Origin of the sequence: Oceanobacillus sp. J11TS1 (genome assembly GCF_018333215.1) — a bacterium.
Classification (GTDB): Bacteria; Bacillota; Bacilli; order Bacillales; family Amphibacillaceae; genus Oceanobacillus.
Genome location: NZ_BORO01000045.1, coordinates 1 through 12,200 on the forward strand (window position 1 = coordinate 1; position 12,200 = coordinate 12,200).

A 12,200-nucleotide genomic window follows, 5' to 3' on the forward strand; every position below is an offset into this window, starting at 1 on the left:
TCTCTATAAAAGTTTTTTGTTTCTTAGCTTTCAGAAGTCAACTTCTGACTTATTTAATAAGAAAAACGAGGTTGTCTTTCTTCTTTCGTACTGGTTGTTTTGTTCAGTTTTCAAAGAGCAATTTCATCGTCACTTCAAATTAGCGACTTTATTAATATATCACATTCAAAAATCAATGTCAACAACTTTTTTTAAGTTATCGAGTGGGCCTGAGTGGACTCGAACCACCGACCTCACGCTTATCAGGCGTGCGCTCTAACCAGCTGAGCTACAGGCCCATAATTTCATTATGGAGCGGGTGAAGGGAATCGAACCCTCATCATCAGCTTGGAAGGCTGAGGTTTTACCACTAAACTACACCCGCTAATTTATTAAATTCAAAAAGCTTCTGGTCGGGAAGACAGGATTCGAACCTGCGACCCCTTGGTCCCAAACCAAGTGCTCTACCAAGCTGAGCTACTTCCCGATGGCGCGCCCGAGAGGAGTCGAACCCCTAACCTCTTGATCCGTAGTCAAACGCTCTATCCAATTGAGCTACGGGCGCTTTATAAGCGAACTTTTATATATTATCACATCTTTTAATAGAATGCAACTTTTAAAAATAAAAATTCAATTAATCTCTCAATCGCTCGTGCAATCAATCGACTTTTAATACTATAGCATGTCCTTTACATGGATGCAAGAGGAAATCCCCAAAAAATTATAGTCAAACTATTCTTTACCGAAAAGTGTCATCTCTTCTATTAAACTATCCTATAATAACCACAATAGAAACTAGGCAAGCCCAACCCTGTAAACAGGTCGCATGTTTGTCCAAGTTGAGACCTGAGACTACGATTACTCGTCCCACCAAAATCAGCGTTTACTCCTACTCCTTAAATTCTTTATACTTCAAAAAATAAATCAACTACTGTCCATTGAACAGTAGTATACAAAATGCTATAGTTGAATTCATCAGCTTACATATAAAGAAGGTGACTTTAATGAATGCACAATTTAAAAAAGGCGTTCTTGAACTCTGCGTATTGGTGCTATTGGATAAACAAGATTTCTATGGCTATGAACTGATTAAACGTATTACTGATAAAATCAAAATATCAGAGGGGTCTGTTTATCCTGTATTACGCCGGATATTAAAACAGGGTTATTGCACAACTTACCTTAGGGAGTCCACAGAAGGACCAAGCAGAAAATATTATCATTTAACAGATGAAGGCCAAAAGTATCTGCAAGAACTAAAAGAAGAATATGAAAAATTCACGCAGGGCGTTGATTTGTTAATGAAGGAGGAAAAAAATGAATAAGCTTCGTTTTTTAGAAGAACTTCAGCACTACTTAAAAAAACTATCCCTATCCTCAGAAGATAGAGAAGAAATCATACAGGACTTTGAAGAGCATTTTGAATTGGGAAGAGCAGAAGGTAAAACAGATGAAGAAATTGTTCGCTCACTAGGTTCTCCGCAACAGATTGCAAAAGATCTGCAAGCAACACAGGAATCTGAAAATACACGAATAAATCATTCTGACAAAAATATATTTCGTACAGTTTGGACGATTATTGGTCTTGCTTTTTTTAATCTTGTTTTTGTACTTGGTCCTTCCATTGCTATTGCAGGAATTATTCTAGCTATTTGGATTACTGCTTTCTCTTTCGTCATACAGGTTTTTCTGGCTATCGTTCAATGGATTATCCAGCCTGGTTCGTTTTATTTGTTTGAATTATTCGCTTCTCTGGCAATAGCCGGACTAGGATTACTGCTTTTTATAGGTGCTTATTATACTACAAAAGCAGCTATTCGAGTATCTCATAAATATATTGCATTCAATGTTCGTACGGTTAAAGGGGGAAAACATTCATGAGAAATTTAAAACGAATCATCATTTTGGCTGCTTTTCTCCTTGTTATTGGGTTTATCGGAATGGCTGCTACCTATTCTTCCTATAAAGAAGCAGCTACCTATGAAGACACAGAAATCATTCCTTTACAAGATGGCGAATTGAATGAGATTGAAATCGATGCAGAGAATACAGAAATCCATCTCCTACCCGCAAATGGCAGCGAGCCAAGAGCTGAATATGTAGTAAAAGGAAAGAACACAGAAGAAAAACAACTTAACACTTCAATAGATGGCGAAAAATTAAGCTTTCATATAGAAGAAAACTCCTTCTCTTTCGTTGATTTTGATTTTTTATATCATTCGAAGTCTACCTTATACGTTTTTCTGCCAGAGGATATGATGCAAAAAATAGATGCTAAAACAACGAATGCAAAAATTGCTGCTGAAAATATCCAGGCAGATGAATTAAAATTTCATACTAGCAATGGAAAGATTGAAGTTAAGGGTTTGGAAGCTTCTTCCGTTGATTTACAGTCATCCAATGGGAAGATAACGTTAGGGGATGTACAAGGTGATATAAATATAAAAACTTCAAATGGAGGTGTCACTTTACAAAACATCATTGGTGAAGTTACTGCAAATACAAATAATGCAAAGATAACATTGGATTCTATCCAAGGAAATACGAATACCCAAACTACGAACGGTAAAATTACCTTACAGAATATTTCCGGGGAAATCAAAGCAAAAACGAAAAACGCAGCAATGATGATTGCAACACAAGGATTTGATTATCCAATGGATTTAGAGACAAGTAACGGGAAAATTAATATTACTTCAGATCAAAAACCCGAAAATGCTACACTAGATTTACGTACAACGAATGGTTCTATTCGCGTTTTTGGTTCAAAAGATTGGGATATCACTTATGGGAATGGGGAAACCCTTATTAAAGCCCATACGAGTAATGGCGGAATTAGAATTGAATAAGCCTGATACGATAAAGTTTATCGTCCCATTCCATTAATCACCAACTTGCATACGTCAAAATGATGTGCCGTCCTCCTCTATTATATAGAAAAAGACGGCACATTTTTTATAAGTTTCCTTTTAGTTTTTCATTTTAGGGTCCAACGCATCTCGTAATCCATCCCCAATCAAATTAAATCCAAGTACTACCAGCATGATGGATACCCCTGGCATAATAAGTGTCCATGGCGCCAGTTGAATAAACTCCCTGGAACTTGCAAGCATTTGTCCCCACTCAGGTGTTGGCGGCTGTGCTCCAAGGCCAAGAAAACCAAGGGCAGCAGCTTCCAATATGGCAGTCCCGAACCCAAGAGTAGACTGGACAATAATTGGTGTAATACTATTCGGTAAAATATGGTGAGAAATTATCCGGCCATTTTTCATCCCTTGTGCCTTCGCAGCCATAATATACTCCTCTTCCCGCAAACTAACCACTCTGGATCGTACAAGCCTTCCAAATATCGGAATATTAATTATCGCAATCGCAATAAGTGCATTTTGCAATGAGGCTCCAAGAATTGCAACGATGGCAATTGCAAGTAAAATACTTGGGAACGCCAGCAGTATATCAAAAATCCTGGAGATGATCATGTCCACCCATCTACCAAAGTAACCAGCAATAATACCAAGAAATGTCCCAAATATCAAAGCACCGATAACAGCAAAAAAACCAACCTGCAATGAGACTCTTGCTCCATAAGCAACTCTGGTAAATATATCTCTTCCCAGATCATCGGTTCCCATCCAATGCTCACTGGAAGGGGCCTGCAGGCGATTCGTTAAACTTTGTTCTTCATACGTATATGGTGTAAGAAGCGGTGCAACAACTCCTAGTATAATGAAAAAAAGAATAATAATTAGGCCCGCCATCGCAAAACGATTTTTTCTCAGCTGCCGAAATGAATCTCTCCAAGGCGAAACTGCTTCGATTTGTTCCGTATCAATGTGCTGTCCTCTTTTTGCGGGATTGGCGATTTGCTGTTCTGCTTCTCTTGACTTTTTTTCATCTATATTCATCGCAGCGCCCCCTTAATAATTAATCCTTGGATCAATAATTTTATATAAAATGTCAACAATGAGATTGATGATCACAAAGATAAACGCAACAATCAGAATACCGGATTGAATAACTGGATAATCCCGATAGTTTATCGCCTCAAACACATATCTTCCTATACCTGGCCAACTAAAAATCGTCTCCGTTAAAATAGCACCGCCTAATAAAACTCCTGCCTGCAGACCAATGACGGTCAGCACAGGAATAGCCGCGTTTTTTAAAGCATGCTTATAAATAATAAGAAATTGCCCAGAGCCTTTGGCGCGGACCGTCCGAATATAATCTGATTTCATCACTTCTAACATACTCGACCTTGTCATCCTTGCAATAATAGCCATTGGTATTGTTCCCAGTGCAATGCTCGGAAGTACTAATTGCTTCAGTATCGTCCCCGTTCTGGAAAAGTCTAAATGAATCAATGAATCCAGCACATAAAAATAAGTGATTGGTGCAATCGGATCCTTGTTATCCTGCCTTCCATAAGCAGGAAACCAGCCAAGCTCTTGAGCAAAAATCCATTGTTCCATCAAAGCAAGCCAAAAAACCGGCATCGATACACCAATTAAAGCAACCAGCATAGCAAGAAAATCAAACCAGGAGTTTTGCTTCCAAGCACTAATAATGCCTGCATTGACTCCGATAAATACAGCAAAAAGCATAGCAAAAATGGTCAACTCAAACGTAGCTGCTATATAAGGCCAAATTTCGTTGGATATATCCGCTTTGGATCGCAAAGAAGTACCCAAGTCTCCCTGCAACAAGTCTTTTACATATATTCCATATTGAACTAAATAAGGTTCATTCAACCCCATACTTTCTTCCAGATCTTCTATTGCTGTTTGCGTAGCGGTTTCTCCAAGTATGACCTGAGCCGGATTTCCGGGAATCAGATGGACAATAGAAAAGGTGATTAATGTCATTCCGATCAGCACAGGAATAATCATTAATAGCCGCCGGGTTATATAGGAAACCATTATTTCACCCCCATTATTTATGTATGTTGAATTGAGAATGATCATTTTATTTTTTAATGATGTAAAAAGAATACAGCGAATTTCTTTTGTACCTAACCTTAAAACCATAACGATACAGTGATAACGGGTTAGAGTGAAAGGAAGGAGACTCTCCCTAAAAGTTCAATCCCTTCCCTATGCAGCAGGAATAACATTCATTTTGCTATCAGCTGATTTAGGGGAAGGCAGGCCATTGACCGGCAAGAAAGTCTCCTTCTATAGAAGTTTGTTTAAAAGTCCGGTAAAATGGTACTTCAAGAAGCCGTCCTTTTTTCCCTTCTTTTAAACACTACTTATATTAATTAATTTGCTAGTTCCACTTCAGCCAATGATTCACTCGTTGATGGATGCGGTACATAGTTTTGTACAGCACTTGTAGTCGCAAGCACCGGTCTAGAATGAACTAAAGGAACCATCGGCGCATCATCGGCAATGATTTCCTGTGCCTGCTGATAGAAGGACGCCCGCTCATCCTGATCTATCGATAATTTGGCTTGATTCAGCAATTCATCCACTTCATCATTGGCATAGAATTCCCGGTTGCTGCTTCCAACATTACTTCCATGCAATAAACTGCTTAAGAAGTAGTCAGGGTCCCCATTTGTTCCAGACCAGCCAAGCATATACATTTGGTGTTCTCCATTCATGGTTTTTTCCAGGTACGGAGCCCATTCTTCTCTTACGATGGTTACTGTAATGCCAATTTCCGCGAGGTTATTTTGAATAATTTCGGAAACTGTCTCTGGATCCGGCATATATGGTCTTGCAACAGGCATGGTCCATAATTCAATTTCCAGTCCATCTTCATAGCCTGCTTCTTCAAGCAGTTCCTTTGCTCGATCTGGATCATATTCAAAGCTTTCCACTTCGTCATTATAGCCCATATAACTCGGTGGAAGCGGAACAGAAGCAGGGGTAGCATATCCAGCATATAATGCCTCTGCTATCGCTTCTTTATCAATAGCATGACTAATTGCATGCCTCAGGTCCTTGTTATCAAATGGCTCTTTTCCTACATTAAAACCTACATAGCCGATATTATTCTCTTCTCGCTCGTACAGCTCTAAACCGTCATCAGCTTCTACACCCGCTGCGTCATCCGGGTTTAAGCCATCCATGATATCAATTTCCCCAGAGCGCAAAGCGATTAAGCGGGCAGCGTTATCTGGAATCACTTCAAACACAACCCTGTCCAGCTTCGGTAATCCGTCTATGCGGTAATCTTCAAACTTGTCCAGCACAATAGAGTCATCTTTACTCCAACTGACAAATTTAAATGGACCTGTACCAACAGGATTTTCATTTATTGCCGGACCATACTCCTCCAACGCAGCCGGGGATGTAATCGGAAAATAGGTCATGGCCATATTTTGCAGAAAAAATCCTAAAGGCTGGTTCAGAACAAACTCAATTTCATGGTCATTGATTACATTGATTTCTTCAATAACGTGATTTTCATCACCTTTAAAGCCTCCAAACATGGTCCCATACATGGAATAGACATATCCTTCATCGGCAAAGGCATATTCATGCTCAGGATCTGCCCAGCGCTCAAAGTTTGTCTTTACAGCTTCTGCGTTAAAATCAGTTCCATCGTGGAAGGTAACGCCTTCTTCTAAATAGAAAGTATAGCTTAACCCGTCATCAGCTACCTCCCAGTCATGGGCGAGCCCTGGAAGTACTTCAAAGGATTCCTTATCAAACTCCAACAGACCTTCGTAAATTTGCTTTGTAATACGGGAAGATTCTCCGTCAGTTGTACTTGCCGGATCAAGACTTTCCGAATCACCGCCACGGGCAAATATTAACACCTGGTCTCCCTCTGCAGCTCCCGCATCTGATTCTGTTTCGTCCTCCGTACCCGCCCCGCCATCTTCTTGCGAGGTTTCCCCTTTTTGTCCACCGTCACCAGAACATGCCGCCAACACCAATAAAACAGCAAGCATGAGTGCGGCGAGAAGCGAAAATTTCAACTTCATCGTTTTTCCCCCTCATTTTTTAATATATAAGAAACCACCTTGCCGCCTCTTATTTATATAAATGGCAAGCAACAAAATGATTATCTTCCACTGGATAAAATTCAGGCCTTACTTCTTTGCAAATATCCATCGCATGCGGACATCTTGTACGAAATGCACATCCGGACGGCGGATTTGCAGGGCTCGGTACATCTCCTGTCAAAATTAACCTTTCTTTTCGCAGATCTGGATCCGGAAGCGGAACAGCAGAAAGCAGCGCCTGTGTATACGGATGCTTCGGATCGTCATAAAGCTTATCTTTATCCGTGAGCTCTACCATTCTCCCTAAATACATAACACCTATCCGATCACTGATATGCTTGACTACACTTAAGTCGTGTGCAATAAAAATGTATGTCAGGTTAAACTCATCTCGCAGTTCTTCCATCAAATTAAGTATCTGGGATTGAATGGATACATCCAGTGCAGAAACAGGCTCATCACATATGATTAATTTCGGATTATTGGCAAGTGCTCTGGCAATTCCAATACGCTGCCTCTGCCCTCCACTAAACTGATGCGGATACCTTTTGGCATGATAAGGGCTTAGACCAACAATCTCCAGAAGTTCTTTTACCCTCTCCTGCCGCTCTTTAGCAGATTTCATTCCATGCACCAAAAGCGGCTCACCGACTATTTTTTCTACGGTATGTCTCGGATTTAATGATGCATAGGGGTCCTGAAATATAATTTGCATATCCTTTCTCAATTTGCGCATTTCTTCACTCTTTAAGTTCGTGATATCTTTATCCTCAAAAATAACTTTGCCTTCTGTTGGCTCAATTAGGCGCAAAATAGACTTCCCAGTAGTAGATTTACCACATCCTGATTCACCGACAATCCCCAAAATTTCTCCTTCCATCACCATGAAAGATACATCATCCACCGCTTTTACTTCACCGACTTTTCTCCCGAGCGGACCACCTTTGATATCATAATATTTCTTTAGTCCATCAACCTCCAATATCGGCTTTTGCATGTTTCTTGACCTCCCCTTCTCCATCATCCTGTAAAAAACATCTGCTTTGCCGACTATTTCCTAAAGGGTAAAGGTCTGGGTTCTCGTGAAAACAGCGTTCAAAGGCAAATTCACATCTTGGAGCAAAATTGCAGCCGACCCTGCCCATTTTCGGTTTCGGAACGACGCCCGGTATCGAATACAGCTTTTGTTCCTTCTCATGTATTTTAGGCAAGGAATTAATCAGCCCTTGGGAATAAGGATGTTGCGGATCTTTTAATATTTCCCTCATCGTACCCTCTTCCACTACTTGTCCAGCATACATCACAACGACTCTGTCACAAATTTCAGCAACAACCCCTAAGTCGTGCGTAATCAGCAGAATAGCAGTATTTTCTTTCTCGTTTAAACTCCTCATCAAATCCAGGATCTGGGCTTGGATGGTAACATCAAGCGCTGTGGTGGGTTCATCTGCAATCAGCAGCTCTGGGTCACAAGACATCGCCATGGCAATCATGACTCTCTGTCGCATACCGCCAGACAGCTGATGCGGGTAGTCATTCACAACCTCATCTGCTCTCGGTATCCCAACGAGTTTTAACATGTTAATTGCTTTTTTTCTTGCTTCTTTTTTCGTTATTTTTTGATGAAGCCGAATTGCTTCTATCAATTGATTCCCAATCGTGAACAACGGATCTAGCGATGTCATTGGTTCCTGGAATATCATAGATATTTCGTTCCCCCGCAATTTTTTCATCCGCTTTTCGGAAGCTACCGCAAGATTTTCTCCTTTAAAATCTATTTCACCGCTCACGATTTTCCCAGGCGGACTTGGAATAAGCTGCATAATGGAAAGCGAAGTGACGCTTTTTCCGCTTCCAGATTCCCCAACAATACCGACAACTTCCCCTTTGTGCACTTTAATGCTTACGCCGTCTACAGCTGGAATTTCCCCACTGTCAGTAAAAAAATGTGTATGTAAATCTTTTAGTTCAAGGATTCTGTCTGACATTCATGCTCCCCCGTCCCTCTTAAAATCAAAATATCATCATAAAGGATGTTAAAAAATTCAAGACTCCTGGAATTTTAATGGCTCGGTCCTTCTTAACAGCTTTTTTGAACATGCACTAATTATTTCATAGAAAATAACCTTTTTAATTTATATTTTTTAGAATATTTAATCACTATTAATTATACTTTATTACAATAGTTTTGCAAGCGTTTTCTATATAAAGGAAGATTTTATATTATTTGAGGTATGCTAAACCTACAAATAACGCGGTTTTTCAGCTAAGCCCAAAGAACTTATTTATGAAAATATCTCTTACTAAAAAGCCATCCCTTACAGAGAAGGGACGGCTCCTGATGTTAACGATTATACTCTTTCATTCTTTTTACTACTGCTTCTCTAGCAGGCATCCCTTCTTGGGCACCAAGCTTTTCTACCGCTAACGATGCGGCTGCATTTGCAAATTGGATTGCTTTTGAAATATCTTTTTCCTTCGCATATTCCGTCACAAATGCTCCATTAAATGTGTCTCCTGCTCCTGTTGTATCCTTAACCTTTACTGGATAAGATGGAATCAATTTTTCTTCTCCATTCGGCAAGGTAAATGCAACACCATGCTTTCCCTTTGTCTCAATGATTTTTTCGCGTATGACCTCGTAATTTGTTGCTTTCTTCAGCTCTTGCAGTTCCAACTCATTCGGTGTTATAAAAGTCGCTTTTTCAATAACACTTTCAGGAATCGCCTGATATGGTGCTGGATTGATAACTACAGGAATATGATGCTTATAAGCAAGATTTACCGTATATTCTATTGTCTCCATTGGTATCTCAAATTGCATCAATATAATATCGCTGGTTAAAATGGTATCTTGTTTCTTTTGGATGGCTTCCGGAGTGACATAGTTATTCGCTCCAGGTGCCACAATAATCCGGTTATCGCCTTCAGAAAGAATAATAGAAGCAACCCCTGTAGATTCTTTTTGTACTGTATCCATTGCCTCGGTTTCGATTCCCTCGTTTTTAAAACGCTCTTTTAGACTTTTTCCAAAAGCATCTTCTCCAACAGCTCCGACCATAACAACTTCAGCTCCTAACCGGGCTGCTGCCACCGCTTGATTCGCCCCTTTCCCGCCAGGATAGGTTTTAAAAGATTCACCAAGAACCGTTTCTCCTTGATTCGGTACAGCGTGGGTTATTGTTACCATATCCATATTGATGCTTCCTACGACACACACACGGGGCGTTTTTTTCATATCATTCATCCTTTACGTTGTTTTTCAGCAGCCATGCCTATTTTAAAGTAGCTGGCAGCCACTTTATTAATTATACTAATAGAGAATCGTTTTAACAAAAGCTCTCCTTTGTTCAAATTGCTTTTCTTCGATGGATAGATATAGTCACTATATTTGTTGACCGCGCTTTCTTTTTTTCGTTAGTATTAAAATTATCATTAACATCTTAAAATGAGAGGAACATAACATTGCTCGAATACATTTCTTTAGCACTTACTGCTTGGTTTATCGGTTTCTTTCCATTCTTTGAAATCTATATCGCTATTCCCGCAGCTATGGTATTAGGATTAGATCCTGTATCCTCTGTTTTGTGGGCTGTGTTAGGGAATTTCTTGCCTATCCCGCTTATTGCCTTTTTTTATGATTTCCTCGCCAAGTTTGAGCGGATAAATCGTTATCTCAGCAAGCTTGCAAACAGCAAGTATAAAGCGAAGATTGAAAAGCATGGTCCAATCTTTGTTATCTTTTTGACACCTCTTATTGGCTCATGGGCAGTAGGAGTGATTGGGTATGCAATCGGAATGAAAAAATTTCAATTATTTATTTCTTCCGCAATCAGTATTTTAATTTACGGTATTATTATAGCTATTTTAACGCATCTCGGAATAGACTTTTTAAACTGATAACAGCCTTACATCCTGTCAAATGGTAAACTGCGAAAATGTTTTAAGAATGTAATCTTCTAAACCTGTAAACTAAATAAGAGAATGGATCCGTTTAAAACCCATTCTCTCAACCACTTTTTATAGTTTCTTTTGGCACTACTTGTTTAGACCCGCCCTGCAGTCTTAGAAAGTAGAATATCCCGGCAATAATAAGGACGCCTCCCACCATTTCGATTGGAGTAAGCATCTCATCTAAAAGGACAATTGCTAATAAAGACGCTCCGATAGGTTCCCCTAATGTGCTTATAGAGACGGTTGTTGTATTCACATAGTTTAACAGTAAATTATAAATAATATGTGCCCCAGTCGGGAATATCGCCAGCGCCAGAAAGACCAGCCAATCATTTGTACTATATCCAATAAAAGATAATCCGCTAATAAGATTAAATACCGCAACCGTTATGCCAGCTATCAGAAATACTAAAAAGCTATATACCCAATGGTTAATTGATTTCACATTTCGCTGACCAATCAGCAAGTAAGCGACAACTGAAACAACAGCAAGGAAGGATAAAATATTTCCTAATAAGGCTTCATTTCCAGTACCTAAATTTCCTCCGCCCACAATAACAACACCAATAAACGCGATTCCCATTGCAACTACGGTACGCATATCGAGCTTTTCTTTAAAAAATATCAGTCCACCAATTAATGCAATCGCAGGCTGTAAGGCTAAAATTAACGTAGAACTTGCCACTGTAGTATGATCCAGTGATTCAAACCATAATCCAAAATGACTTGCTAAAAAAATTCCAGCGAACACAATCGCTGCCCATTCTTTTCTCTTAATCTTCGCAAAAGATTTTCGATATTTTAGAACCATAGGCAAAATCACCAGGCAAGCCAAAAACATCCGATACATTACCATAACGGTAGACGGTGCATCCGATAATTTTACAAGTATTGCTGATAAAGATATACAGATAATTGAAATAACTAATAATAAATTAATTGTTCCTTGTTTCAATATTGTCCCTCCCTCTGAGATTGAATTTGGTTATGTAAAAAGAAATCCTAGCGATTCTACTCCAGAACCAGCTCCTACATCAACAAAAATTGTACCATTATCGAATAATAATAGCATTTTATATACATTTTTAAAACCCACTCAACTTTGGGCGGAGTGGATTAAACTAGTTTCCGAGCGAGGATTGCTTTAGCCGGAGCGGATTGTCCCGATTTTCGAGTGGTTTTTGGGTACTGTCAATAAGTATGTGTAAATTCCCAGGAAGTGCACCGGTTTTACATGGAGTAGTGGGCATGGTAGCCTTGGTGGTAAGGCCAACGCTTTTTTCCATAGTTGGGTCTTGGCCTATGAACC

Annotated in this window: 11 protein-coding genes and 4 tRNA genes; 4 read left to right on the forward strand and 11 right to left on the reverse strand. The window is 39.6% G+C overall.

The genetic code is table 11. The features are described 5' to 3' along the window. Window positions 1-204: 204 nt before the first annotated feature. The 4 genes from KI343_RS19170 to KI343_RS19185 all read right to left on the reverse strand — a co-directional run bounded on the left by KI343_RS19170 (window position 205) and on the right by KI343_RS19185 (window position 544). Window positions 205-278, reverse strand: a tRNA-Ile gene (locus KI343_RS19170). Window positions 279-290: 12 nt separating this feature from the next. Beyond that, window positions 291-364, reverse strand: a tRNA-Gly gene (locus tag KI343_RS19175). Window positions 365-389: 25 nt separating this feature from the next. Next, window positions 390-466: transfer RNA gene (locus tag KI343_RS19180), tRNA-Pro, on the reverse strand. 1 nt (window position 467) lies between these two features. Continuing rightward, window positions 468-544, reverse strand: a tRNA-Arg gene (locus KI343_RS19185). Between the two features lie 439 nt (window positions 545-983). On the opposite strand from KI343_RS19185, the gene KI343_RS19190 reads away from it, so the two are divergent. Genes KI343_RS19190 through KI343_RS19200 form a run of 3 tightly spaced genes read left to right on the forward strand, consistent with a single transcriptional unit; the run spans window position 984 to window position 2,828 of the window. Further along, window positions 984-1,304 carry a PadR family transcriptional regulator gene (locus KI343_RS19190; protein ID WP_212928019.1) on the forward strand — a complete coding sequence of 107 codons (321 nt, stop codon included), beginning with the start codon at window positions 984-986 and terminating at the stop codon, window positions 1,302-1,304. Beyond that, the gene (locus tag KI343_RS19195; RefSeq protein ID WP_212928020.1) at window positions 1,297-1,860 is read left to right on the forward strand and encodes a DUF1700 domain-containing protein; all 564 of its coding nucleotides are present in this window, start codon (window positions 1,297-1,299) and stop codon (window positions 1,858-1,860) included. Before KI343_RS19190 ends, KI343_RS19195 begins: the two co-directional genes overlap by 8 nt. Continuing rightward, window positions 1,857-2,828, forward strand: a complete 972-nt coding sequence (locus KI343_RS19200; RefSeq protein ID WP_212928021.1) for a DUF4097 family beta strand repeat-containing protein — start codon at window positions 1,857-1,859, stop codon at window positions 2,826-2,828. Before KI343_RS19195 ends, KI343_RS19200 begins: the two co-directional genes overlap by 4 nt. A gap of 120 nt (window positions 2,829-2,948) precedes the next feature. Here the strand turns inward: KI343_RS19200 and nikC are convergent, their stop codons facing one another. The 6 genes from nikC to rbsK form a co-directional block, all read right to left on the reverse strand. Continuing rightward, window positions 2,949-3,884, reverse strand: coding sequence for a nickel transporter permease (gene nikC, locus KI343_RS19205; RefSeq protein WP_212928022.1), 936 nt, complete (start codon window positions 3,882-3,884; stop codon window positions 2,949-2,951). Between the two features lie 12 nt (window positions 3,885-3,896). Further along, window positions 3,897-4,898 carry an ABC transporter permease gene (locus KI343_RS19210; protein WP_212928023.1) on the reverse strand — a complete coding sequence of 334 codons (1,002 nt, stop codon included), beginning with the start codon at window positions 4,896-4,898 and terminating at the stop codon, window positions 3,897-3,899. 341 nt (window positions 4,899-5,239) lie between these two features. Next, entirely contained in the window at window positions 5,240-6,916 is a 1,677-nt protein-coding gene (locus tag KI343_RS19215; RefSeq protein ID WP_212928024.1) for an ABC transporter substrate-binding protein, read from the reverse strand. A 49-nt stretch (window positions 6,917-6,965) separates the two neighbouring features. Beyond that, window positions 6,966-7,934, reverse strand: a complete 969-nt coding sequence (locus tag KI343_RS19220) for an ABC transporter ATP-binding protein (RefSeq protein WP_212928025.1) — start codon at window positions 7,932-7,934, stop codon at window positions 6,966-6,968. Continuing rightward, window positions 7,909-8,925: an ABC transporter ATP-binding protein gene (locus KI343_RS19225; RefSeq protein WP_212928026.1), complete on the reverse strand. Its 1,017-nt coding sequence runs from the start codon at window positions 8,923-8,925 to the stop codon at window positions 7,909-7,911. Before KI343_RS19225 ends, KI343_RS19220 begins: the two co-directional genes overlap by 26 nt. Window positions 8,926-9,281: 356 nt before the next feature. Further along, entirely contained in the window at window positions 9,282-10,175 is an 894-nt protein-coding gene (gene rbsK, locus KI343_RS19230; RefSeq protein ID WP_212928027.1) for a ribokinase, read from the reverse strand. Window positions 10,176-10,402: 227 nt separating this feature from the next. Between rbsK and KI343_RS19235 the strand changes: the two genes are divergently transcribed. Beyond that, window positions 10,403-10,837 carry a small multi-drug export protein gene (locus KI343_RS19235; protein WP_212928028.1) on the forward strand — a complete coding sequence of 145 codons (435 nt, stop codon included), beginning with the start codon at window positions 10,403-10,405 and terminating at the stop codon, window positions 10,835-10,837. 109 nt (window positions 10,838-10,946) lie between these two features. On the opposite strand, the gene KI343_RS19240 is transcribed toward KI343_RS19235, so the two are convergent. Next, a complete protein-coding gene (locus KI343_RS19240; RefSeq protein ID WP_212928029.1) occupies window positions 10,947-11,849 on the reverse strand; it encodes a DMT family transporter in 903 nt (300 codons plus the stop codon). Between the last annotated feature and the right edge of the window lie 351 nt (window positions 11,850-12,200).